Source organism: Streptomyces populi, from assembly GCF_002911015.1.
GTDB classification, from domain to species: Bacteria; Actinomycetota; Actinomycetes; order Streptomycetales; family Streptomycetaceae; genus Streptomyces; species Streptomyces populi.
On sequence record NZ_KZ626935.1, the window covers coordinates 1 to 22997 of the forward strand.

Consider the following 22997-nt stretch of genomic DNA (forward strand, 5'->3'; position numbering starts at 1 on the left):
TTCGCCCCCCCCACGGCCCCGACCCACCCACCCGGTCGCGCCTACTGCGCGGCGTCGGCCGCCGCGCCGGTCAGGCCCACCAGCAGGATCCGGGTGAACGAGCGCACCCACTCCTCGTCCGCGGGCTCCGCGCTGACCAGGGTGCGGTGGACGACCGCCCCGGCGACGACGTCGAAGATCAGGGCGGCCGTGCGGTCGGCGTCGGCCGGGTCCGACTCCGGGGGGAGTTCGCCGCGCGCCTGGGCCCGGGCGCGGCCCTCGAGGACCAGGCGCTTCTGCCGGTCCACGATCGACGTACGGATGCGTTCGCGCAGCGGCTCGTCCCGCGTCGACTCCGCGACCACGGCCATCAGCGCCGTCTTCGCCTCCGGACGGTCGAGGATCGCCGCGAACTGGAGCACGACCCCCTCGATGTCGGCCGCCAGACTGCCCCGGTCGGGGAGTTCCAGCTCGTCGAAGAGCTCCGCCACCGCGTCGACGACCAGTTCGTTCTTGCCCGCCCAGCGACGGTAGAGGGTCGTCTTGGCGACGCCCGCCAGGGTCGCCACGTACCCCAACGTCAGTTTGGACCAGCCCAGTTCGACCAGAGCCGTACGGGTCGCCGCCAGGATCGCGGCGTCCGCGGCGGCACTGCGGGGGCGGCCCGTACGGGCGGACCGGGAGCGACATTGCATGCCGTTGACCATATCCGGCCGTTTCACCGGCGATATCCGGCGGTTCGGTGAAGTCGTGAGGGAGATCACCGGCGGACGGCGCACGGGCATGTCTCCGTACAGTTACGCTACGACTCGTAGCGAAAGCTCGACCGCGGCGACAACCGCACGGGCGCCAGGTGGGGACCCGGCGCCGAACAGGCCTGACACAGCCTGGCTTTCACGTCGTTTTTCACACGTGCGCGAGGAAGGGGGAGGATGTACTCATGCAGCCACGGAACATGTCCATGAGCGGAGTCGTCGACCTCGCCGCGGTGAAGGCGGCCCAGGAGGCCAAGTCGAAGGCGGAGCAGGCGCGCGCCGAAGCGGCCAGGCAGGGCGGAGGCGGGGCCGTGACTCCCGCGAGCCTCGTCATCGACGTCGACGAGGCCGGATTCGAGCGGGATGTCCTGCAACGTTCCACCGAGGTGCCGGTCGTCATCGACTTCTGGGCCGAGTGGTGCGAGCCCTGCAAGCAGCTGAGCCCGCTCCTGGAGCGGCTGGCCGTCGAGTACAACGGGCGTTTCGTGCTCGCCAAGATCGACGTCGACGCCAACCAGATGCTGATGCAGCAGTTCGGGGTCCAGGGGATCCCGGCCGTTTTCGCGGTGGTGGCCGGACAGGCCCTGCCGCTCTTCCAGGGGGCCGCCGCCGAGGCGCAGATCCGCGGGACCCTCGACCAGCTCGTGCAGGTCGCCGAGCAGCGCTTCGGACTGACCGGTCTCACGGTCGACGCGGACGCCGCCGGCCCGGGGGGATCCCCCGCGGAGCAGGAGGTGCCGGCCGGCCCGTACGACGCGCTCCTGGAGGCCGCCGTACAGGCCCTGGACGCGGGCGACTTCGGCGGCGCCGTCCAGGCCTACAGGAACGTGCTGGCCGACGACCCGGGCAACACGGAGGCCAAACTGGGCCTGGCCCAGGCCGAGTTGCTCCAGCGGGTGCAGGGTCTCGACCCGCAGAAGGTGCGTCACGACGCCGCGGAGAAGCCCGGTGACGTGGCGGCGCAGATCGCGGGGGCCGACCTGGACCTCGTCGGCGGTCACGTGGAGGACGCCTTCGGGCGGCTCATCGACACGGTGCGGCGCACGGCGGGCGACGACCGGGACGCCGTACGTCTGCGGCTGTTGGAGCTCTTCGAGGTGGTCGGGGCCGACGACCCGCGTGTGGTCGCGGCGCGCAGGGCCCTTGCCAGGGCGCTGTTCTGACCGGTCCGTAAACGTCAGGGCCCGTGATGCCCGGGTGAAAGATTGGCCGACAGGTACGCATGTGGCCGCGCTTTACCAAAACTTGGTAAACGCGGCCGCTGTTACTCGTAGTAAGTCGAAGGCGTTGAACTGTCTGGTTCCGTCCGAGATTTGACCATTGTGTGACCCCCGGTGGTGCCACCCTGAGTCGCCGCCCGATGCCGACGGGTCGTACTTCGGTTATCCCGCCGTTACTAGCCAGTAACGAACCCCCTTGTGCGCGCGGCGAGAATGCACCACGATCGGCGACGCTCGGTCCATTCCCGCACCCCGACAGCCAATCGGGTCGGCGGACTCTCTGGGTCCCCACCGAGCAGAGCCGACAGCAGTGCGATCGGCTCTTGGACAGGGGGGTCTTCGCCGTCCGGCGGAGCCTGTCCAGCAGGTTGTGCGTGATGTGTGTCAGGCGCGACCAGTGGTTGTCGCTCGGGGGTGATCGCCGGTGATCCGGGTGCAGTCGCACCAGCGGGTACGGGCGCTCTCCTTCCCGAGGACGTAGCACTTCTCCCATCCCTGCCCGGCTGAGCCGCCGAAACGTGGCAGTCAGGGCCAGGAGATGTACGTCCGAGAAGGAGGAAAAAATATGTCCCAGGTGCGTGGCGGGACCAGATGGAAGCGGTTCGCCGTCGTCATGGTGCCCAGCGTGGCGGCCACGGCAGCGATAGGTGTCGCCCTCGCGCAGGGTGCTCTCGCCGCATCGTTCAGCGTCTCCGGTCAGTCCTTCAAGGTGACCGCGGACAAGCTCGAGGGAACCGGCTTCTCGCAGTACGGCGCCCTTGACCAGGGCACCGGCCTCGACGGCAAGTCGGCGCTGCACCCCGTCGCGGTGTCGGCGTTCAAGAGTGCCGACATCACCGGCATGTGCCAGTCCGTCGTGACCCCGAACGTTCCGCTGCTCGGTTCCGTCAGCCTCGTGCTGAAGGCCGGCGGTGGCGGTACGCCGGTTCACGCCGACAACCTCTACATCGATGTCGAGGACCTCGGCGCCGACGCGACGTTCAAGAACATCGACATCGGTGTTGCCGCCAAGGACGCCTCCAAGGGTCCGGGCATGAAGGGCGGCAACGAGCAGGCCAACCCCTTCGGGTTCGCCCAGCAGGCCGAGTCGGCCACGCTGACCGGCGTGAAGCAGACGGCGTGGGCGACCACTGCCGGCACGTTCAAGCTGAGCGGTCTGAAGATGTCGGTGTCCGCGGGCACCCACGAGTGCTACTGAGCACTCCAGGGGTGGGCGAGGAGGCCCAGGCCGCTTCGCCCGCCCCGCCGCTCCGCCCGTCGTACGCGGAGCACCCAACGCGTACTTCTCACAGCAATGCCGTTCCAGGGAGCTGTATCCATGAGCGCCGAGACTCCTGCCGCGCCTGGCCAGAACGATGAGCACTACCTCCAGGTGTTCCGGCGGAACTTCCGTAACTGGAGGGGCGACCGCCCGTTCTGGGCCGGTCTGTACATCGTGTTCGGCGGCTTCCCCATCGCCTACTTCCCGTACGCGCACCTTCAGCTCGGCCATCTGACGCTGGCGATGTCCACCACCGCCGGAGCGGGATCCCTGATCATCGGCGTACTCCTCGTCGTGCTCGGGATCAGCCTCTGGTTCCAGAAGCACGTACGGACGTTCGCGGGTGTCGCCGCCATCCTTCTCGCCCTGGTGTCCATCCCGGTGGCCAACCTGGGCGGCTTCCTGATCGGCTTCCTGTTCGCCCTGCTCGGCGGTGCCATGGCGGTCTCCTGGGTTCCCGGTGAGCCCGAGGAGGACTACGCCGTGGCGACCTCCCTCGACAAGCAGGGCGTGCCGGGCGTCCCGGCGGCCGAGCCTGTCGAGCCCATCGCTCCCGAGGCGGCGGACGGCGCGGGCGACCCGAACGATCTGTCAGGAACGAGCCCGACCAACGGGGCGAACGGGAGGCAAAGTGCCGGCTGACGAGGTGACCCACGGGACTGATGTGGAGGAGTCCCGTGCGAGAACCGGGCCACGCCACGCGGCCCCGAGGAAGCCGCTGCTCACCAGGTTCCAGATGCCCGCGGGCAAGGCGATAGCCATAGCGGCGATGCCGACGGCGGTCCTCATGGGCATGGGCTTCACCCCGACGCTCGCCCAGGCCGACGACCACTCCACCTCCAAGAGCCTCACGGCCGAGGAGTACCAGGCGTGCGTCGAGGCCGTCACGGGCGAGGACGCGTCGGACACGGCGTCGCCCTCCGCCACGCCGAGCCCGAGCGCGTCCTCCGCCGAGGCCACGCCGAGCCCCTCCGCGTCGTCGGAAGCCCCGGCCAAGGACACGACCTCTTCGTCGGATTCAGGTTCCGACGACGAGGCCGAGCCCGCCGCGTCCCCGTCGGCCTCCGCGAGCGCGCAGGAGAAGACGGCGGACAAGGCCGCGGACAGCGCCGCGTCCACGCCGACCCCCTCGGCGTCCGAGAGCACCAAGAACCCGCTCGACCCGCTGGGTGTCGGCGACGCCATCAAGGACATCCTCACGCCCGACGAGACGGCGAGCTCCACCCCGGCGCCGTCCGCCTCGCCGAGCGCGAGCGCGACCGCGGCCGCCGGTTCGGACGCGACGGACGACAAGGGCACCGCGAAGACCGTCGAGGACACCGCCGACAAGGTCGCCCAGACCGCCGAGGACACCACCGGGAAGACCGCCGGAACGGCGTCCGAGGCTGCCGAGGACACCACGGCGGCCAAGGAGACGGCCCCCGCGGCCACCGAGTCGCCCAGCCCCTCCGCGAGCGCGACCACGGACGCCGCCGACTGCCCGGCCGCCACCGACGAGGAGGGCGGCGTGGACAACAAGGTCGCCCTGCCGGTCGACCCCTGGTACCTCAACGCCAGTTCGCTGCTCCTCAAGGGCGCCGACTACCAGGGCATAGTCAAGGTGAGGACCGCGAACGGCACCGTCAAGAAGGTCCTGAAGTACGTCATATCCGACGGTACCGACATCGGTGACCTGCACCAGACGGTGGAGGACAAGCAGTCCGGCAAGACCTACCACGTGCAGGCCGCGTCGGGTTCGACGTCCACCATCCGTGACGGCAAGACGATCATGTACACGGAAAGCATATCCGGGAACCTGCTCGGGCTCATACCGGTCACGTTCGACCCGGACAACCCGCCGCCGCTGAACATCCCGCTGATCTACTTCACCAAGGTGAAGGTCGTCCAGGCGGGCCAGTTCGGTGGGACCCTGCACGTCCCCGGACTCCACCAGTTCACCACCGGCTGAGCCGTACACCGGCCGAGCCTCAGGATCCCGTCCGGGAGCCGCACAGACGCCGAGGGCGCCCCCTGAACTCAGGGGGCGCCCTCGGCGTCTGTGCGGCGGCGGGATCAGGTGCGGTCGCCCTCGCCCAGGTGGTGCACCCGGACCATGTTGGTGGTGCCGGCGACGCCGGGGGGAGAACCGGCGGTGATCACGACGACGTCGCCCCCGTTGAACCGCTTGAGCTTCTGCAGCTCGTGGTCGACGAGTTCGACCATCTCGTCGGTGCTGTTCACGAACGGCACGATGTGCGACTCGACGCCCCAGCTCAGCGTCAGCTGGTTGCGGGTGCCCTCGTCCGTGGTGAAGGCCAGGATCGGCTGGGTGACGCGGTAGCGCGACAGACGGCGGGCGGTGTCACCGGACTTGGTGAAGGCCACCAGGCCCTTGCCGCCGAGGAAGTCGGCGATCTCGCAGGCGGCGCGGGCGACCGAACCGCCCTGCGTGCGCGGCTTCTTGCCCGGGACCAGCGGCTGCAGGCCCTTGGACAGGAGCTCGTCCTCGGCCGCGGCGACGATCTTCGACATCGTCTTCACGGTCTCGACCGGGTACGCGCCCACGCTGGACTCGGCCGACAGCATGACCGCGTCCGCGCCGTCCAGGATCGCGTTGGCCACGTCGGAGGCCTCGGCGCGCGTCGGACGGGAATTGGTGATCATCGACTCCATCATCTGGGTCGCGACGATCACCGGCTTGGCGTTGCGGCGGCACATCTCCACGAGACGCTTCTGCACCATCGGGACCCGCTCCAGCGGATACTCGACGGCCAGGTCGCCGCGGGCCACCATGACGGCGTCGAACGCCGCGACGACGCCCTCCATGTTGTCGACCGCCTGCGGCTTCTCCACCTTGGCGATGACGGGGACGCGGCGGCCCTCCTCGTCCATCACCTTGTGGACGTCGTTCACGTCGTTGGCGTCGCGCACGAAGGACAGGGCGACCATGTCGCAGCCCATCCGCAGGGCGAAGCGCAGGTCCTCGACGTCCTTCTCCGACAGCGCGGGCACGTTCACGGCCGCGCCGGGCAGGTTGATGCCCTTGTGGTCGGAGATCACGCCGCCCTCGATGACGACCGTCTTGACCCGCGGGCCGTCGACCTCGACGACGCGCAGCTCGACGTTGCCGTCGTTGATGAGGATCTGGTCGCCCTTGGCGACGTCACCGGGCAGACCCTTGTAGGTCGTGCCGCAGATGTGCTTGTCGCCCGGCACGTCCTCGGCCGTGATGACGAACTCGTCGCCACGCTCCAGCTCGACGGGGCCTTCGGCGAAGGTCTCCAGGCGGATCTTGGGGCCCTGTAGGTCGGCGAGGACGCCGACGGCGATGCCGGTCTCGGCCGAGGCGGCCCGGACACGGTCGTACCGGCCCTGGTGCTCGGAGTGGGACCCGTGGCTGAAATTGAAACGGGCCACGTTCATGCCGGCCTGGATCAGCGCGACAAGCTTGTCGTGGGAGTCGACCGCGGGGCCGAGAGTACAGACGATTTTCGAACGGCGCATGGGGCGATCCTATCGGTTTGTTTCGCAACGGAATATTCCGTCTGGCGGAAGATACAAATGGGCGGGCGGGTGCTCAGGCGTGGCTTTCCGCCCCGCTCAGGCGCCGCCTTTTCCGACCAGTGCGTACGTCTGTGTGGCGATCTCCAGTTCCTCGTCCGTCGGCACGACGGCGACCGCGACGCGCGCGTACGGCGGCGAGATGAGCCGGGGCTCACCGCCGCGCACGGCGTTCAGTTCGCCGTCGACCGCGAGCCCCAGTTCCTCCAGGCCCCTGATCGCGGCCTCGCGCACCGGGGCGGCGTTCTCGCCCACCCCGGCGGTGAAGGCGACGGCGTCCACCCGGCCCAGGACCGCGTAGTAGGCGCCGATGTATTTCTTCAGCCGGTGAATGTAGATGTCGAAGGCGAGCCGGGCCTGTTCGTCGCCCTCTTCGATACGACGGGTGATCTCCCGCATGTCGTTGTCCCCGCACAGACCGATCAGCCCGCTCTTCTTGTTGAGAAGAGTGTCGATCTCGTCCGTGGACATGTCGCCAACGCGCTCCAAATGGAAGATGACGGCAGGGTCCACGTCGCCGGAGCGCGTTCCCATCACCAGTCCCTCCAGCGGGGTGAGCCCCATCGAGGTGTCCACGCACCGCCCGCCCCTGACCGCGGACGCCGAGGCCCCGTTGCCCAGGTGCAGCACGATGACGTTGACCTCCTCGGGCGCCTTGCCGAGGAGGTCGGCGGTCGTCCTGGAGACGTAGGCGTGCGAGGTGCCGTGGAAGCCGTACCGGCGGATGCGGTGCTCGTCGGCGGTCGCCACGTCGATCGCGTAGCGCGCGGCCGCCTCCGGCATCGTCGTGTGGAACGCGGTGTCGAAGATCGCGACCTGCGGGAGGTCGGGGCGCAGCAGCATCGCGGTGCGGATGCCGGTGAGGTTCGCCGGGTTGTGCAGGGGGGCGACCGGGATCAGCCGCTCGATCTCCGCGAGGACCTCCGCGTCGATGACCGTCGGTTCGGTGAAGGTCCTCCCGCCGTGCACCACCCGGTGGCCGATCGCGGCCAGTTCGGGGGAGTCGAGCCCGACTCCGTCCACCGCCAGTTCCTCCGCCATCGCCTTCAGCGCGGCGTCGTGGTCGGCGAACGTGTCGGCCCTCTCGCGGGTCTCGCCCGTCGTCCGCGTGGTGTGCCGCAGCAGGGAGGTCCCCTCGCCGATGCGCTCCACCAGGCCGACGGCGAGCCGGGTGCCGTCGCGCATGTCGAGCAACTGGTACTTCACCGACGAAGAACCGGAGTTGAGGACGAGGACCCGCACGGCCGTCGGGGAGGCGGGCTCCTCGGGCTCGGCGGCGGTGGGTGAGGGACGGTCGCTCACTGACGGGCAGCCTTCTGGTCGGGGGTCTGGGACTGGATCGCCGTGATGGCGACCGTGTTGACGATGTCCTGGACGAGCGCGCCGCGGGACAGGTCGTTGACGGGCTTGCGCAGACCCTGGAGCACCGGGCCGACGGCGATGGCGCCGGCCGAACGCTGCACGGCCTTGTAGGTGTTGTTGCCGGTGTTGAGGTCGGGGAAGATCAGCACGGACGCCTGTCCGGCGACCTCCGACTCCGGCAGCTTGGTCGCCGCCACCGACGGCTCGACGGCCGCGTCGTACTGGATCGGCCCCTCGATCCGCAGGTCGCCGCGGCGCGCGCGGACCAGCCCGGTCGCCTCGCGCACCTTGTCGACGTCGGCGCCCGAGCCCGAGGTGCCCGTGGAGTAGGACAGCATCGCGATCCGCGGCTCGACACCGAACTGCTCCGCGGTGGCGGCCGAGGAGATGGCGATGTCGCACAACTGCTCGGCGTCCGGGTCGGGGTTGACCGCGCAGTCGCCGTAGACCAGGACCTTGTCGGCCAGGCACATGAAGAAGACGGACGAGACGATCCTCGACTCCGGCTTCGTCTTGATGATCTCGAACGCGGGCCGGATCGTCGCCGCCGTCGAGTGCACGGCCCCCGACACCATCCCGTCGGCCAGGCCCTCCTCCACCATGAGCGTGCCGAAGTAGTTCACGTCCGCGACGACGTCGTAGGCCAGCTCGACCGTGACGCCCTTGTGGGCGCGCAGTTCGGCGTACTTCTCGGCGAAGGGGTCCCGCAGCGGTGACGTCTGCGGGTCGATGATCTGGGTGGCGCTGATGTCGATGCCGAGGTCGGCGGCCTTCTTGCGGATCTGGTCGACCGGACCGAGCAGGGTCAGGTCGCAGACGCCCCGGCGCAGCAGCACCTCGGCGGCGTGCAGGACACGCTCCTCGGTGCCCTCGGGCAGCACGACACGGCGCCGGTCGGAGCGGGCCTGCTCCAGCAGCTGGTGCTCGAACATCATCGGGGTGAGCCGGTCGCTGCTGGGCGCGGAGACCCGCTTGAGCAGGTCGGCGGTGTCCACGTGCCGCTCGAACAGGCCGAGCGCGGTCTCCGCCTTGCGGGGCGTGGCCGCGTTCAGCTTGCCCTCCAGGGCGAAGAGCGCCTCCGCGGTGGGGAAGGAGTTCCCGGCCACCGAGACGACCGGGGTGCCGGGCGCGAGGCGGGCCGCGAGCGTGAGGACCTCGTCGGTCGGCTTCTCGTCCAGGGTGAGCAGGATGCCGGCTATGGGCGGGGTGCCGGCGCTGTGCGCGGCGAGCGAGCCGATCACCAGGTCGGCCCGGTCCCCCGGGGTGACCACGAGACAGCCCGGGGTCAGCGCCGCCAGGAAGTTCGGCAGCATCGCGCCGCCGAAGACGAAGCCGAGCGCGTCACGGGCGAGCCCCGAGTCGTCGCCGAGGAGCACCTTGCCGCCGAGCGCGTGGGTGATCTGCGCGACCGTGGGGGCGGACAGCGCGGGCTCGTCCGGAAGGACGTAACAGGGCACCGGCAGGCGGGAGTCGAGCCGCTCCGCGATCTCGGCCCGGTCCTTGGGGTCCACCCGGTTCACCACCATGGCGAGGACGTCGCACCCCAGCCCGTCGTACGCGCGATAGGCGTTGCGCGTCTCGGCGCGCACCGCCTCGGCGCTCTCGCCCCGGCCGCCGACGACCGGGAGCACGGAGGCGGCGAACTCGTTCGCCAGCCGGGCGTTGAGCGCCAGCTCGTCGGGGAGCTGGGTGGCGGCGAAGTCGGTGCCGAGGACGAGGACGACGTCGTAGTCGCGGGCGACCAGGTGGAACCGGTCGACGAGCGTGGACACCAGCTCGTCGGTGCCCTGCTCGGCCTGGAGCGTGGACGCCTCCCGGTAGTCCATGCCGTACACCGTCGCCGGGTCCTGCGTCAGCCGGTAGCGGGCCCGCAGCAGCTCGAAGAGCCGGTCGGGACCGTCGTGCACGAGCGGACGGAACACCCCCACCCGGTCGACCTGGCGGGTCAGGAGCTCCATGACCCCCAGTTCGACGACCTGACGGCCGTCACCTCGGTCGATCCCGGTCACGTACACGCTGCGCGTCACGCGTGTTCTCCATCCGTTTCGTCGCCAGCTGATCTCCGGGCTCGGAAAAGAGCCCACCGACGTGAGCAGAACCCTCTTGACAATACCTCCGGCGCTGGCTAGGACGCCCGCCAGGGCAAACGCACCGGTCGGCCGGGACCGCGTCCGGGCGGTGCGCGGGTGGACACCGGAGCGGATCGGCGGGCCGTCCCGGGCCGTGAAACAATCGAAGCGGCTCACACGGACCAGCAGCGAGCAGGAGACACAGCACGATGCGCATCGGAGTTCTCACGGCAGGCGGCGACTGCCCTGGCCTGAACGCAGTGATCCGGTCGGTCGTGCACCGAGCGGTCACCAACTTCGGGGACGAGGTCATCGGCTTCGAGGACGGCTACGCCGGGCTCCTCGACGGCCACTACCACCCCCTCGATCTCAACGCCGTCAGCGGCATCCTGGCCCGCGGCGGCACCATCCTCGGTTCCTCCCGGTTGCAGCGCGACCGGCTCCGCGAGGCCTGCGACAACGCGCAGGACATGGCCCGCGAGTTCGGTATCGACGTGCTCATCCCGATCGGGGGCGAGGGCACGCTCACGGCGGCCCGGATGCTGTCGGACGCGGGTCTGCCGGTGGTCGGCGTGCCGAAGACCATCGACAACGACATCTCCGCGACGGACCGCACGTTCGGCTTCGACACCGCCGTCGGCGTCGCCACGGAGGCCATGGACCGGCTGAAGACGACGGCCGAGTCCCACCAGCGCGTGATGGTCGTCGAGGTGATGGGCCGGCACGCGGGCTGGATCGCCCTGGAGTCCGGCATGGCGGCCGGCGCCCACGGCATCTGCCTGCCCGAGCGTCCCTTCGACCCGGCCGACCTGGTCGCGATGGTCGAGGAGCGCTTCTCGCGCGGCAAGCGGTTCGCCGTCATCTGCGTCGCCGAGGGCGCCCACCCCGCCGAGGGCACCATGGACTACGGCCACGGCGCGATCGACCAGTTCGGCCACGAACGCTTCCAGGGCATCGGCACGGCCCTCGCGTTCGAGCTGGAGCGCCGCCTCGGCAAGGAGGCCAAGCCGGTCATCCTCGGCCACGTCCAGCGCGGCGGCACGCCGACCGCGTACGACCGCGTGCTGGCCACCCGCTTCGGCTGGCACGCCGTCGAGGCCGCGCACCGCGGTGACTTCGGCAAGATGACCGCGCTGCGCGGCACGGAGATCGAGATGGTGCCGCTCGCGGACGCGACCACCGAACTGAAGACGGTGCCGAAGGACCGGATGGACGAGGCGGAGTCGGTGTTCTAGTCCCCTCGGGGACCGGGGACCGGGGACCGGGGACCGGCGGCGGGAGGGTCCGGCGCCCGGACGGGTGTCGGACCACGGCCCCGGCTGCGTCCGGCGCCGTGGTCCCACGCGGCTGCCGGGACCTCAGTACGCGCTTCCGCGGACGGCCGACCAGAAGTGGTCGACGACCCGGTCGAGGAAGTCCCGGCCGGACTCGCCCGAGCCGGTGGCGGCCGTCCGGCCGTCCCAGTCCATCGCGGCGGCCGTCCGTGCCCGGTAGTCGGTGTGCAGTTCCTCCAGCACGACCTCCAGCAGGCCGCGCTCCAGCGGCACCACCTTCCCGACCGGGCGCACGTAGGTCTGCCAGCGCGTCGTCACGGCGTCGCGCAGCAGTTCGGCGAGCCGGCCGTCGCGGCCCGTCACGGTGATGAAGTCGGGCAGCGAGAGGTCGAGCACCTGGGCCAGCGCGGTCGACTGCCGTTCGTTGCCGCGCCAGTTGCCGGACTCCTCCATCCGCTCGTAGGCGAGGAGGTCGATCCCGACGGCGTGCGCCACGTCCTCCGGGGCGAGATCGCGGGCGACGCGGTGTTCGCGCAATGTGCGCGGGGCGCCCATGAGTTCATCGGTCGAGCACCACAACACGCCCGCGAGGGCGGTGAGTTCGGGGCTGCTCGGCGCGGTGACGCCGCGCTCCCAGGCGACGACCAGATCGGGTGTGGCGTACGGAAGCCCGTACGAGGCTCTCAGGCCGTACGCGACGTGCTCGGGCCCCATTCCGAGCGCTGTCCGCAGTCTTCGGGCGGCGGGGGCGTTGAAGGGCGGGGTGGGCTGTTGGGCTTGCGGTCGGTGCACGCGCACAAGGTATGAGCCGGGGGCAGCGGTGACTACGGTCTGTTCGGCCACAATCACAGATTGTAGGAACATACGGTTTCGGCCGCGGCCCTGAATTCGCCGTGCCGGAGCGGTACGATCCTGAACTCGCCCTGCCCTGAAGGGGTTTCAGTCTTCCCCCGAGGGTGTTCCGTCGTCCTGCCCGGCGGGCCGGGTCCTGTCCCGGCGGGTCAGCTCCTCACCCAGCGGTACCGCAGCTCCGGCCGCCCGACCGTCCCGTACTGCGGAGCGCGTACCGCCCGTCCCGTCTCCACCAGGTGTTCCAGATAACGCCGTGCCGTGATCCGGGAGATGCCGACGGCCTCGGCCGCCCGGGCCGCCGTCAGTCCGCCGGAGTGGTCCCTGAGGGTGACGGTCACGCGTTCCAGGGTCGGCGCGCTCAGGCCCTTGGGCAGCGCGGCCGGGCCGGGAGCCCGCAGGGCGGCCAGCGCGCGGTCCACCTCGTCCTGGCCGCTCGCCTCGCCGGCCGCCGCGCGGAACTCCGCGTACCGGATCAGCCGGTCGCGCAGGGTGGCGAAGGTGAACGGCTTCAGCACGTACTGGACGACCCCGAGCGACACCCCCTCCCGCACGACCGCCAGGTCCCGCGCGGACGTCACCGCTATGACGTCGGCCCGGTGGCCGGCGGCGCGCAGCGAGCGCGCGAGCTGTAGGCCGTGCGTGTCCGGAAGGTGCAGGTCGAGCAGCAGCAGGTCCACGGGGGTGCGGTCCAGCGCGCGGCGCGCCTGCGCGCCCGTGTGGACCTTGCCCACGGCCGTGAAGCCGGGCACCCGGCCGACGTACATGACGTGCGCGTCCGCGGCGACGGGATCGTCCTCGACGACGAGCACACGGATCGGACCGGTCATGAGCCGCCTCCGGGCAGAGCGGGATCGGACGGCCGGACGGCCCCCGCGGCCGGGGGCGGGAACGAACCGGTGTCCGGGGCGGGGCCGGTCCGGGGCGATCCGTCCGGCGCGGGGCGGGTGCCCGGGGTTCGGGCCGGGGCGGTGCCGGGCTCCGGCGTCCGGTCCGGGGTGGTCTCGGGGGCCGGGGTGGAGTCGGCGGGGGGCGCGGGGAGCGGCAGGCGTACTTCGAACTCCGCTCCGCCGTCGGCCCCTTCGCGCACCTCCAGCGTGCCCGAGTGACGGTTCACCGTCTGCCGGGCGAGGGTCAGGCCGAGACCACGGCCGCCGGGGCCCGCCGGTTTCGTGGACCAGCCCCGCAGGAAGACCTGTTCGGCATGGGCGGGATCCACCCCGGCGCCGGTGTCGGCGACCCGCAGCACCAGGGCCGACTCCTCGGTGAACGCCCTCACCGTGACACGGGCGCCCACCGTGCCCTGCGCCGCGTCCATCGCGTTGTCGATCAGGTTGCCGAGCACGGTGACCAGGTCGCGCGGGGTGAGCGAGGCCGGGAGCAGCCCGTCGTCTATGCCGCTGTCCTCGGAGACCACGAGCTCCACCCCGCGCTCGTTCGCCTGCGCCGCCTTGCCCAGCAGCAGCGCGGCGAGCACCGGTTCGCTGACCGCGGAGACCACCTCGTCGGTGAGGGCCTGCGCCAGCTCCAGCTCGGCGGTGGCGAAGTCGACGGCCTCCTCGGCGCGGCCCAGTTCGATGAGGGAGACCACCGTGTGCAGACGGTTCGCCGCCTCGTGCGCCTGTGAGCGCAGCGCCTGGGTGAAACCGCGCTCCGAGTCCAGTTCGCCCGTCAGCGACTGGAGTTCGGTCACATCGCGCAGGGTGACCACCGTGCCCCGGCGTTCGCCGCCGGACACCGGGGAGGTGTTCACGACCAGGACCCGGGTGTCCGTCAGGTGGACCTCGTCCACGCGGGGCTCCGCCGACAGCAGCGCGCCCGTCAGCGGCGCGGGCAGTCCGAGGTCGGCCGGCGAACGGCCGACCACGTCGTCCGTGACGCCGAGCAGCTCCCGCCCGCCGTCGTTCATCAGCGCCACCCGGAACTGCCCGTCCAGCATCAGCAGCCCCTCGCGCACGGCGTGCAGCGCGGCCTGGTGGTAGTCGTGCATCCGGCTCAGCTCGGCCGCGTTCATGCCGTGGGTGGAGCGGCGCAGCCGGGCGTTGATGACGTACGTGCCGACGGCGCCCAGCAGCAGCGCGCCCGCCGCGACCCCGATCAGGGCCGCCACCTGGTCCTGGACGCGTTCGGTGATCGCCTCGACCCTGATGCCCGCGCTGACCAGGCCGATGGTCCGCCCGTCGTCCCGGATCGGGGTGACGGCGCGCACGGAGGGGCCGAGGCTGCCCGTGTACGTCTCCGTGAAGGACCTGCCCTTCAGCGCCGGGCCGATGTGCCCGAGGAAGTGCCCGCCTATCAGCTTCTCCTCGGGGTGCGTCCAGCGGATGCCCCGCGGATCCATGATCGTCACGAAGTCGACGCCGGTGTCCCGCTGGACGCGCAGGGAGTACGGCTGGAGTTCCTCGGTGGGGTTCGCCGTGCCGATGGCCGTGTGGACGGAGGGGGCGTCCGCGACCGAGCGGGCGACCGCCGTCGCCTGACGGCCCGCGGCCTCCTCGGCCTGGCTCCGGTCGCTGACGTAGGTGAACAGCGCGTACCCGGCGACGAGGACCGCGATGAGCACGGCCTGCATGCCGAAGAGCTGGCCGGCCAGGCTGCGGGGTCGCGGGACACGGGGAAGGCGCATCCGTTCAGTGTGCCTCGCCCGGCCGGGTGCTCCTCGGGCCGGCGGGGGCCGGACGGTTCCGGTGGAGGCCGGACGGTTCCGGTGGGGCGCGTGAACTCAATGAACGGAAGGGTGACCGCCCTCACACGCCGGGAGATAGTCCCCTCATCCCCCCGGGAGCCCATGCGCCTCCCGGACCCCCGGACGTGAGCCGCACGCCGGGTTCCGCCGGTCGTGAGCCGCACGCCGGATGATGCCGATGACGTCGTCAAGGAGGGCAGTCGTGGCCAGCACGCCGCAGACGGCACCCGCCGCACCCGCCGCGAAGCGGGACCGCACGCACTATCTGTACATCGCCGTGATCGGCGCCGTGGCCCTCGGGATCGCGGTGGGCCTGATCGCCCCCGACCTCGCCGTCGAGCTCAAGCCCATCGGCACGGGTTTCGTGAACCTGATCAAGATGATGATCTCCCCGATCATCTTCTGCACGATCGTGCTGGGCATCGGCTCGGTCCGCAAGGCCGCCAAGGTCGGCGCCGTCGGCGGCATCGCGCTCGGCTACTTCCTGGTCATGTCGCTGGTCGCGCTCGCCATCGGCCTGGTCGTCGGCAACGTACTGGAGCCGGGCAGCGGCCTGGCGATGACCGACGCGGTCAAGCAGGCCGGCCAGGGCCAGGTGTCGGCGGAGGCGCTGCCGCCGGTCGAGTTCGTGCTCTCGATCATCCCGACCACGATGGTCTCGGCGTTCACCGAGGGCCAGGTCCTTCAGACCCTGCTCGTCGCGCTCCTGACCGGGTTCGCCCTCCAGGCCATGGGAGCGGCCGGACAGCCGGTCCTGCGCGGGGTGGAGCACATCCAGCGGCTCGTGTTCCGGATCCTCGCCATGGTGATGTGGGCGGCCCCGCTCGGTGCCTTCGGCGCCATCGCCGCCGTCACCGGTTCCGCGGGCCTGGACGCCCTGAAGAGCCTCGCCGTGCTGATGCTCGGCTTCTACGTCACCTGCTTCCTCTTCGTCTTCATCGTGCTCGGGCTGCTGCTGCGCGCGGTGACGGGCCTGAACATCCTCACGTTCCTGAGGTACCTGGGCCGTGAGTTCCTGCTGATCCTGTCCACCTCGTCCTCCGAGTCCGCGCTGCCGCGGCTGATCGCGAAGATGGAGCACCTGGGCGTCGGCAAGTCCGTGGTCGGCATCACCGTCCCGACCGGCTACTCCTTCAACCTCGACGGCACGATGATCTACATGACCATGGCCTCGCTCTACATCGCCGACGCGATGGGCACGCCGATGGCGATCGGGGAGCAGATCCCGCTGCTGCTCTTCCTCCTCGTCGCGTCCAAGGGCGCGGCCGGTGTCAGCGGGGCGGGCCTCGCCACGCTGGCCGGCGGACTCCAGTCGCACAAGCCCGCCCTGGTGGACGGCGTCGGTCTCATCGTCGGCATCGACCGTTTCATGAGCGAGGCGCGCGCGCTGACGAACTTCGCCGGCAACGCCGTGGCCACGGTCCTGATCGGGACCTGGACGAAGGAGATCGACAGGGAGCGGGTGTCCCGGGTCCTCGCCGGGGAGATCCCCTTCGACGAGAAGACCCTGCTGGACGACGGGGCCGCTCCCGCCGACGTCCACGCGGACGTTCCGGAGCAGGGCGGCGAGAAGGCGCCGGTCACGGCGTAGAGCGGGCCTTGAAAGCTCCCGGGGCCGGTCCGGAGCTCCCCGGTCCGGCAGGCCCCGGGATGCCGGGCGGCAGGGCATCCCCCCACGGGCCCGGCCGCCCGGCGCACGGCTGGGAACGGCCGGGTCCCGGGGGTCCCTGACCGCCCCCGGGACTCAGTCGCTCAGCTTCGCCACCAGTTCGGTGGCGCGTGAGGCGGGTACGCCCGCCGCGGTCAGCATGGTGAACGCGGCGGAGCTGCCCGCCTCACGGGCTTCCAGGAGGCCGTCGTTCACCGCCTCCATGAGGGCGAACAGGGTCTGCTCGTGCACGTACGCCAGCGCGTACGGGGGCAGCGGCGAGGCGAACACGCCCTGTTCCAGGCCGCGTCGGAGGATCTCCGTGCTGGCCTCGCGGACCGGCGTGAGACGTTCGCGGATGCCCTGCATGGTGACGCTGCGCTGGGCGAGGGCGACCAGCAGCCGGTAGCGGTCGGCGATCTCCCAGACGGCCAGGGTCGAGCGGGCCACCGACTCGGCCGGGTCCACGACCCCCTCGCGGCCCGCCGCGTGCGCCGCCGCGACCGCCGCCACGGCCTCGTCGGTCAGGGTGCCGACCAGCGCCTCGCGGCTGGGGAAGTGCCCGTAGACCGTGCGCCGTACGACTCCCGCCGCACGCGCGATCTGGTCCATGGACGCGTCGGGGTCACGCAGCAGTTCGGCGAGCGCGACATCCAGGATGCGGCGGCGGTTCACATCGGCGCGGCTCGGGTTACCCGTGGTCATGGCTGTCATTCTGCCCGCCCGCCCCCGGGCGGCCGCGTGTTCCGTGATCACGGGCCTCGACCTCCTTCATTTGCACAGCACTGTGCAATCTCGTATCTTGCACACTGTTGTGCAGTTGCACTCCACTGTGCAAGTCCTGGCGCGGACGATCTCCGTGCCCGTCGACGAAGGAAGGGCGACCGTAGCCATGCGTCTCGTCATGAACGAACCGGTCGAGGGGATGGACCGGCCCTACGCCAGGCGGTGGTGGGCGCTGCTGGTCCTCTGCCTGAGCCTGCTGATCATCGTGATGGCGAACACCGCCCTCACCGTCGCGGCTCCCGACATGACCCGGGACCTCGGCCTGTCCAGCGCCGACCTGCAGTGGGTCATCGACGGCTACACCGTCCCGTACGCCGCCCTGATGCTGCTGCTCGGCGCCATCGGGGACAAGTACAGCCGTCGCGGCGCGCTCCTCCTCGGGCTCGTCGTCTTCGGCGGCGGCGCCGTCGCCGGTTCGCTCGTCGACAGCGCCACCGGGGTCATCGCGGCCCGTGCCGTCATGGGCGTCGGCGCCGCGCTGATCATGCCCGCCACGCTCTCCCTGCTCGCCGCGACCTTCCCGCGCGCCGAACGGGCCAAGGCGATCGTCCTGTGGACCGCCACCGCCGGACTCGCCATCGCCGCCGGCCCGCTGGTCGCGGGTGCCCTGCTGGAGGACCACGGCTGGTCGTCCACGTTCCTGATCAACGTGCCGGTCGCCGCCCTCGCCATCGTCGGCGCGCTGGTCCTGGTGCCGCCGTCCAAGGCCGCGCACCACAACCGCATCGACTACGTCGGCGGGCTGCTCTCGGTCGTCTGGATCGGCTCCCTCGTCTACATGATCATCGAAGGCCCGCACTTCGGGTGGGGCGTGAAGGCCGTGACCGCCGCCGTGGTCGCCGGGGCCGGACTGCTCCTCTTCGTGCTGTGGGAGCTGCGCCACCCGCGTCCGGTCGTCGACGTACGACGCTTCGCCCACCGCGGCTTCGCGGGCTCGAACCTCGCCGTCGCCCTCTTCTTCCTGGCCGTCTTCGGCGCCTTCTACTACCTCACCCAGCACCTCCAGTTCGTCCTCGGCTACGACGCGCTGGACACCGGTGTGCGGATGCTGCCGCTCGCCGGGGCCGTCTTCGTGGGCTCGGCGCTCACCGGCTACCTCACCCCGCGCATCGGCATGAAGATCACGGTCACCGCGGGCATGGCCGGCGGTACGGCGGCGCTGGCCCTGCTCACCCGGGTGGACGCCTCCTCGGCCTACGGCGACCTCGTCCTGCCCCTCGTCATGCTGGGCCTGGCCATCGGACTGGCGCTCTCGCCCTGCACGGACGCCATCATGGGCGCGTTCCCCGAGGCCGAACTGGGCGTCGGCGGCGCGGTCAACGACACCTCGCTCGAACTCGGCGGCTCGCTCGGCATCGCCATCCTCGGCTCGGTGCTGGCGAGTTCGTACTCCTCGCACCTCGCCGACGCGACCGCGGGCAGCAAGCTCCCGGCGGGCGCCCTGGCCACGGCGCAGGACTCGGTGGGCGCCGGGTACGCCGTCGCCCAGGGCATCGGCGACAAGGCCCGGCAGCTCGGCGAGCAGGCCGCGCACTCGGCGAGCCCCGAGCAGGCGGCCCAGCTGAAGGCGCAGGCCGGTCAACTGGCCGACGGGGCGCGGCAGATGGCGGACGCGGTCGGCTCCTCCTTCTCGGACGCGGTGGCGCACACCAGCCTCGTCGGAGCGGTGATCCTGGGCGTGGGCACGGTGCTGGTGGCGGTGCTGCTGCCGCGCAGGGCCCGCACGGAGGACGAGGCCGGGGCGGCGACCGGCGCCGAGGCCGGGAGCGAGGGCGGACCCGGGACCCGGGGCGGCGACACGGCCGGTACCGAGGGCCGACACGGCACCGAGTCCGGTGACCAGCCCGAGCCCGAGCCCGAGTCCGAGTCCGACTCCGAGTCCGACTCCGAGTCCGACTCCGAGTCCGAGTCCGAGTCCGAGTCCGAGTCCGACTCCGAGTCCGAGTCCGACTCCGACTCCGACTCCGAGTCCGAGTCCGAGTCCGAGTCCGAGTCCGAGGCCAAGCTCGCGTCCGTGGCCGACTCCAAGTCCTAGTTCGCGTCCGAGTCCGGCGCCGGCGCCGGTGCCGGTGCCGGTGCCGAGCCCAAGCTCATGTCCGAGGCCGAGGCCGGGTCCGGCGGGGGCGAGGGGTGGAGCGGGGGACCTGGCGGAACCGTGAACCCCCAGGCAGTCGTCTCGTAGGACATGCATTACCGTGCCGTGCCGGACCGTCCGGCACGGCACGGCACGTTCTGCGGAGGACACCGAAGCATGAAGATCGACTGGGACCGTCGTACCTGCGCGCGCAAGGGGCACGTCACCTACGCGCCGGACGACCCGCGCCTGCGGGTGCGGCTGCACGCCCAGACCGCGCTCGGCGAGGTCTGGCGCTGCCTGCGCTGCGGCGACTTCGCGCTCGGTGCCCCGCACGGTTCCGGACCGGCCGCCGAGGCGCCCCTGGTCCCGCGCGGCAAGGTGCTCCGCGACCTGTTCGTCCTGCGCTTCCTGGCGATCGAGCGGGCCCTGCGCGGGGTGTTCATCGTGCTGGTCGCGGCCGCCGTGTGGAAGTTCAGCAACAGCCAGGACGCGGTGCGCCGGCTCTTCGACGAGTACCTGGACGTCCTCAGGCCGGTCTTCCGGCACTTCCACTACGACCTCGACCACTCACCCGTGGTCGGCACCATCCAGAAGACCTTCGGCTACAAGCACTCCACCCTGCTGCTGGTCGCGGGCCTGCTGCTGGCGTACGCGGTGATCGAGATCGTCGAGGCGGTCGGGCTCTGGTACGCCAAGCGCTGGGCGGAGTACCTCACGGTCGTCGCCACCGCCGCGTTCCTCCCGTTGGAGATCTACGAACTCACCGAGCACATCAGCTGGTTGAAGATCGCGACGCTGGTCCTGAACGTCCTCGCCGTCCTCTACATCGCCCTCACCAAACGGCTGTTCGGCCTGCGCGGCGGGCACAGGGCGTTCGAGGCGGAGCGGCGGAGCGCCTCGTTCCTGGAGGTGGAGGAGTCCGCCGGGGTCCTGGTCTGACCCCGGCCCCGGGGGCCCCGGGGCGCGCGTGTCCGGCCCGGCTCACGGGCCGAGGCGGGCCAGGTCCTCCGCGCCCAGGACCAGGTCCGCGGCTCCCGCGGAGTCCCGGGCGGTCTCCGGGCGGCTGGCGCCCGGGATCGGGATCACCGTGGGGGACCGCTGCGACAGCCAGGCGAGACACACCTGCTGGGGGCTCACGCCGTGTTCCCCGGCCACCGTGTGGAAGGCCTCGAACCGTCGCCGTGAACCGTCGGGCGACCCGCCGCCGGACGGGCCGTCCAGGGAACTGCGGGAGATGCCGCCCAGCGGGCTCCAGGGCAGGAAGGCGAGCCCCAGTTCGGCGCAGAGGAGCAGTTCGGGGTCGCTGTCGCGCACCGCGGGGGAGCACCGGTTCTGGACGGAGACCAGCCTGTCGCCGAGGATCGCGTGGGCCCGGCGGATCTGGTCGGCGGTGGTGTTGGAGATGCCGGCCAGCCGGATCGTGCCCGCGTCGAGCAGGTCGCGCAGGGCGCCGACGGAGTCCTCGAACGGGACGGCGGGATCGGGCTTGTGCAGCTGGTAGAGGCCGATCGCGTCCAGACCCAGCCGCTTCAGGGAGGCCTCGGCCGCCGCCTTCAGGTGGCGCGGGGAGCCGTCCACCGTCCAGGTGCCGTCCGCCGGTCTGCCCCGCCCGCCCTTCGTGGCCACCAGGACGTCCCCGGTGTCGCCGCCGTACGTCGCCAGGGCGCGGGCCACGAGCCGTTCGTTGTGGCCGGGCTCGTCGCCGGGCAGGTGGTAGGAGTCCGCCGTGTCGAGGAGGGTGACGCCCGCGTCGAGGGCCGCGTGCACCGTGGCCAGGGCCCGCGCCTCGTCGGGCCGTCCCTCGATGGACAGCGGCATCACGCCGAGTCCCACGGCACTCACCCGGAGTCCGCCCAGGGTGCGGTAGCGCATGTCAGTGGTCCTTTCCGAGCGTCTCGGCCACGGCGCGCGGCAGCCAGGACCGCGCGTCGCCGAAGGGGAAACCGAGCCGCGTGGCCCGGGAGTTGTCCATGCCGTAGGAGCGGCGGAAGGAGAAGGGGGAGACCTCGCCCACCTCGACGGCCTCCAGGACCGTCCGGCCGTCCGGGAGGTGCGCGCCGATCTCCGCGCACAACTCCCGCGTGGTCAGCGTCCCGTGGGAGGCCGCGTTGACCGGGCCGGTGAAGTCCTCGCCCGCCGTCCAGAACAGGAAGTCGGCGATCTCCTCGACGTGGATGTAGGTCGCCGGACGGTTCACGGGGGGCACGGCGATCGCCTCGCCGGTACGGATCCGGTCGGCGTAGTGCTCCAGCCGGCCGGTGAAGTCGTCGGCCCCGCCCAGCACATGGGCGACGCGCACGGCCACGTGGGGGAAGTCCGGAGCGGCCGCGAACACCGCCTCGGCCTGCCGCTTGCCCTCGCCGTAGTGCGACTCGAGGAACTCCGGGTCGTCCCAGGGGAGTGCGGTGTCCACGGCGACCGTGCGCGGATCCACGGCGTCCTCGCCGACCGGGTCCGCCGAGTCCTCGTACTCGTACACCTCGACGGTGGACGTCATCACGTACCGGCGCGTGCGTCCCGCGAAGACCCGGCGGGCGATCTCCGCCTGGCGCGGGGTGTAGCAGACCTGGTCGACGACGACGTCGAAGGTCCGTGAACCGAGCGCCGCCTCCAGGGACTTCTCGTCGTCGCGGTCGGCGATCAGATGGACCGTCCCGGCCGGCGGCGCGGACGAGCCGCGGTTGACGACGGTGACCCGGTCCCCCGCCGCGATCAGCCGCTCGATGAGGCGTTTTCCGAAATACCGGTTTCCGCCGATGACGCAGATCTCCCGCATGCCGCCCTCCCCATTTCCCCGCACCCGTGCCTCGTGCACCCGTGCGTCCCGTTCCCCGTGCCGGTCACCGTTCTCCGGGCGTTCACGGTGCGTCGGCCTGTGGTCATAATTCTCCCGTCGCAAGGGGCGGTTCCGAAGGGGGAGACATGGGAGATCCGGCTGTCGCACCGAAAGAAACACGGCATCCGCGGGCCTTTCCCGCCGAAACACCGGTGGGCTTCGACGCGCTCGACCGGCAGATCCTGGAGCTGCTCCAGAGCGAGGGCCGCATCAAGCTCAGCGAGCTGGGCCGCCGCGTCCGGCTGAGTCCCGCCGCGGTCGCGGAGCGGGTGCGCCGGCTGGAGGCGACGGGCGCGATCACCGGGTACGGCGCCCAGGTGTCGGCGCCCCGGCTCGGCTACGGCATCCAGGCCTTCATCCGCGTGAACCCGCACGGCGGCTACACGCTCAAGCACCCGCGGACGCTGGAACTCCTCGCCCGCCCGGAGGTCACCGAGGTCCACCACGTCGTCGGGGAGGACTGCTGGATCCTCAAGGTCGCCGTCGAGGACACGGTCCATCTGGAGGACGTCCTGGAACAGACCTCCGCGCTGGGGCGGACGACGACCTCGATCGTGCTGTCGTCCCCGGTGGACCGCAAGCCGCTGCTGCCGCGCGCCGCACGCTGACCGCACCGGGGCGCCCCCTCGCGGACGCTTGCCTTGACGTCGGCGTC

At 71.3% G+C, this 22997-nt stretch carries 19 protein-coding genes; 9 read left to right on the forward strand and 10 right to left on the reverse strand.

The features are described from left to right. Positions 1 to 41: 41 nt before the first annotated feature. Entirely contained in the window at positions 42 to 674 is a 633-nt protein-coding gene (locus CW362_RS32990; protein ID WP_103553301.1) for a TetR-like C-terminal domain-containing protein, read from the reverse strand. A gap of 245 nt (positions 675 to 919) precedes the next feature. Here CW362_RS32990 and CW362_RS32995 point away from each other — a divergent pair, with 245 nt between their 5' ends. From CW362_RS32995 to CW362_RS33015, 4 genes are all read left to right on the forward strand, one after another. Further along, positions 920 to 1897, forward strand: coding sequence for a tetratricopeptide repeat protein (locus tag CW362_RS32995; protein ID WP_103553283.1), 978 nt, complete (start codon positions 920 to 922; stop codon positions 1895 to 1897). Positions 1898 to 2519: 622 nt separating this feature from the next. Then, positions 2520 to 3152, forward strand: coding sequence for a DUF6230 family protein (locus CW362_RS33005; protein ID WP_103553284.1), 633 nt, complete (start codon positions 2520 to 2522; stop codon positions 3150 to 3152). A gap of 120 nt (positions 3153 to 3272) precedes the next feature. Then, positions 3273 to 3857 (forward strand): DUF6114 domain-containing protein, encoded by a 585-nt coding sequence (locus CW362_RS33010; RefSeq protein WP_103553285.1) that lies wholly within the window; start codon positions 3273 to 3275, stop codon positions 3855 to 3857. After that, positions 3847 to 5163 (forward strand): hypothetical protein, encoded by a 1317-nt coding sequence (locus CW362_RS33015; RefSeq protein ID WP_103553286.1) that lies wholly within the window; start codon positions 3847 to 3849, stop codon positions 5161 to 5163. Before CW362_RS33010 ends, CW362_RS33015 begins: the two co-directional genes overlap by 11 nt. 104 nt (positions 5164 to 5267) lie before the next feature. Here CW362_RS33015 and pyk read toward each other — a convergent pair whose 3' ends face one another. The 3 genes from pyk to pta form a co-directional block, all read right to left on the reverse strand. Next, positions 5268 to 6698 carry a pyruvate kinase gene (pyk, locus tag CW362_RS33020; RefSeq protein ID WP_103553287.1) on the reverse strand — a complete coding sequence of 477 codons (1431 nt, stop codon included), beginning with the start codon at positions 6696 to 6698 and terminating at the stop codon, positions 5268 to 5270. 96 nt (positions 6699 to 6794) lie between these two features. Continuing rightward, entirely contained in the window at positions 6795 to 8057 is a 1263-nt protein-coding gene (locus tag CW362_RS33025) for an acetate kinase (protein ID WP_103553288.1), read from the reverse strand. Continuing rightward, complete coding sequence (pta, locus tag CW362_RS33030) at positions 8054 to 10144, reverse strand: phosphate acetyltransferase (RefSeq protein ID WP_103553289.1); 2091 nt, start codon at positions 10142 to 10144, stop codon at positions 8054 to 8056. The genes CW362_RS33025 and pta overlap by 4 nt, the downstream gene beginning before the upstream one ends. A 251-nt stretch (positions 10145 to 10395) precedes the next feature. Here pta and CW362_RS33035 point away from each other — a divergent pair, with 251 nt between their 5' ends. Further along, on the forward strand, positions 10396 to 11421 hold the full coding sequence (locus CW362_RS33035) for an ATP-dependent 6-phosphofructokinase (protein ID WP_103553290.1): 1026 nt from the start codon (positions 10396 to 10398) through the stop codon (positions 11419 to 11421). A gap of 123 nt (positions 11422 to 11544) precedes the next feature. Here CW362_RS33035 and CW362_RS33040 read toward each other — a convergent pair whose 3' ends face one another. The 3 genes from CW362_RS33040 to CW362_RS33050 form a co-directional block, all read right to left on the reverse strand. Further along, on the reverse strand, positions 11545 to 12258 hold the full coding sequence (locus CW362_RS33040) for a helix-turn-helix domain-containing protein (protein WP_103553291.1): 714 nt from the start codon (positions 12256 to 12258) through the stop codon (positions 11545 to 11547). A gap of 203 nt (positions 12259 to 12461) precedes the next feature. Next, complete coding sequence (locus tag CW362_RS33045) at positions 12462 to 13139, reverse strand: response regulator (RefSeq protein ID WP_103553292.1); 678 nt, start codon at positions 13137 to 13139, stop codon at positions 12462 to 12464. Continuing rightward, entirely contained in the window at positions 13136 to 14935 is a 1800-nt protein-coding gene (locus CW362_RS33050) for an ATP-binding protein (RefSeq protein WP_206301124.1), read from the reverse strand. Before CW362_RS33050 ends, CW362_RS33045 begins: the two co-directional genes overlap by 4 nt. A gap of 238 nt (positions 14936 to 15173) precedes the next feature. Between CW362_RS33050 and CW362_RS33055 the strand changes: the two genes are divergently transcribed. Further along, a complete protein-coding gene (locus CW362_RS33055) occupies positions 15174 to 16586 on the forward strand; it encodes a cation:dicarboxylate symporter family transporter (protein ID WP_103553302.1) in 1413 nt (470 codons plus the stop codon). Between the two features lie 153 nt (positions 16587 to 16739). On the opposite strand, the gene CW362_RS33060 is transcribed toward CW362_RS33055, so the two are convergent. Beyond that, the gene (locus tag CW362_RS33060) at positions 16740 to 17357 is read right to left on the reverse strand and encodes a TetR/AcrR family transcriptional regulator (RefSeq protein ID WP_103553303.1); all 618 of its coding nucleotides are present in this window, start codon (positions 17355 to 17357) and stop codon (positions 16740 to 16742) included. A 178-nt stretch (positions 17358 to 17535) separates the two neighbouring features. On the opposite strand from CW362_RS33060, the gene CW362_RS33065 reads away from it, so the two are divergent. After that, positions 17536 to 19464: an MFS transporter gene (locus CW362_RS33065; protein WP_240658152.1), complete on the forward strand. Its 1929-nt coding sequence runs from the start codon at positions 17536 to 17538 to the stop codon at positions 19462 to 19464. Positions 19465 to 19680: 216 nt separating this feature from the next. Continuing rightward, entirely contained in the window at positions 19681 to 20445 is a 765-nt protein-coding gene (locus CW362_RS33075) for a DUF2127 domain-containing protein (RefSeq protein WP_103553293.1), read from the forward strand. Positions 20446 to 20487: 42 nt separating this feature from the next. Here the strand turns inward: CW362_RS33075 and CW362_RS33080 are convergent, their stop codons facing one another. Next, positions 20488 to 21378, reverse strand: coding sequence for an aldo/keto reductase (locus CW362_RS33080; protein WP_103553294.1), 891 nt, complete (start codon positions 21376 to 21378; stop codon positions 20488 to 20490). Position 21379: 1 nt separating this feature from the next. Then, positions 21380 to 22282, reverse strand: coding sequence for an NAD-dependent epimerase/dehydratase family protein (locus CW362_RS33085; RefSeq protein WP_103553295.1), 903 nt, complete (start codon positions 22280 to 22282; stop codon positions 21380 to 21382). Positions 22283 to 22428: 146 nt separating this feature from the next. Here CW362_RS33085 and CW362_RS33090 point away from each other — a divergent pair, with 146 nt between their 5' ends. Continuing rightward, entirely contained in the window at positions 22429 to 22950 is a 522-nt protein-coding gene (locus CW362_RS33090) for an Lrp/AsnC family transcriptional regulator (protein ID WP_206301125.1), read from the forward strand. Positions 22951 to 22997 lie beyond the last annotated feature (47 nt).

Excerpts from the sequence above, each read along its gene's own strand:
- CW362_RS32990 (WP_103553301.1), bottom strand. The coding sequence starts at position 674 with ATGCAATGTCGCTCCCGGTCCGCCCGTACGGGCCGCCCCCGCAGTGCC.
- CW362_RS32995 (WP_103553283.1), top strand. The coding sequence starts at position 920 with ATGCAGCCACGGAACATGTCCATGAGCGGAGTCGTCGACCTCGCCGCG.
- CW362_RS33005 (WP_103553284.1), top strand. The coding sequence starts at position 2,520 with ATGTCCCAGGTGCGTGGCGGGACCAGATGGAAGCGGTTCGCCGTCGTC.
- CW362_RS33010 (WP_103553285.1), top strand. The coding sequence starts at position 3,273 with ATGAGCGCCGAGACTCCTGCCGCGCCTGGCCAGAACGATGAGCACTAC.
- pyk (WP_103553287.1), bottom strand. The coding sequence starts at position 6,698 with ATGCGCCGTTCGAAAATCGTCTGTACTCTCGGCCCCGCGGTCGACTCC.
- CW362_RS33035 (WP_103553290.1), top strand. The coding sequence starts at position 10,396 with ATGCGCATCGGAGTTCTCACGGCAGGCGGCGACTGCCCTGGCCTGAAC.
- CW362_RS33045 (WP_103553292.1), bottom strand. The coding sequence starts at position 13,139 with ATGACCGGTCCGATCCGTGTGCTCGTCGTCGAGGACGATCCCGTCGCC.
- CW362_RS33050 (WP_206301124.1), bottom strand. The coding sequence starts at position 14,935 with ATGCGCCTTCCCCGTGTCCCGCGACCCCGCAGCCTGGCCGGCCAGCTC.
- CW362_RS33055 (WP_103553302.1), top strand. The coding sequence starts at position 15,174 with ATGACGTCGTCAAGGAGGGCAGTCGTGGCCAGCACGCCGCAGACGGCA.
- CW362_RS33060 (WP_103553303.1), bottom strand. The coding sequence starts at position 17,357 with ATGACAGCCATGACCACGGGTAACCCGAGCCGCGCCGATGTGAACCGC.
- CW362_RS33065 (WP_240658152.1), top strand. The coding sequence starts at position 17,536 with ATGCGTCTCGTCATGAACGAACCGGTCGAGGGGATGGACCGGCCCTAC.
- CW362_RS33075 (WP_103553293.1), top strand. The coding sequence starts at position 19,681 with ATGAAGATCGACTGGGACCGTCGTACCTGCGCGCGCAAGGGGCACGTC.
- CW362_RS33080 (WP_103553294.1), bottom strand. The coding sequence starts at position 21,378 with ATGCGCTACCGCACCCTGGGCGGACTCCGGGTGAGTGCCGTGGGACTC.
- CW362_RS33085 (WP_103553295.1), bottom strand. The coding sequence starts at position 22,282 with ATGCGGGAGATCTGCGTCATCGGCGGAAACCGGTATTTCGGAAAACGC.
- CW362_RS33090 (WP_206301125.1), top strand. The coding sequence starts at position 22,429 with ATGGGAGATCCGGCTGTCGCACCGAAAGAAACACGGCATCCGCGGGCC.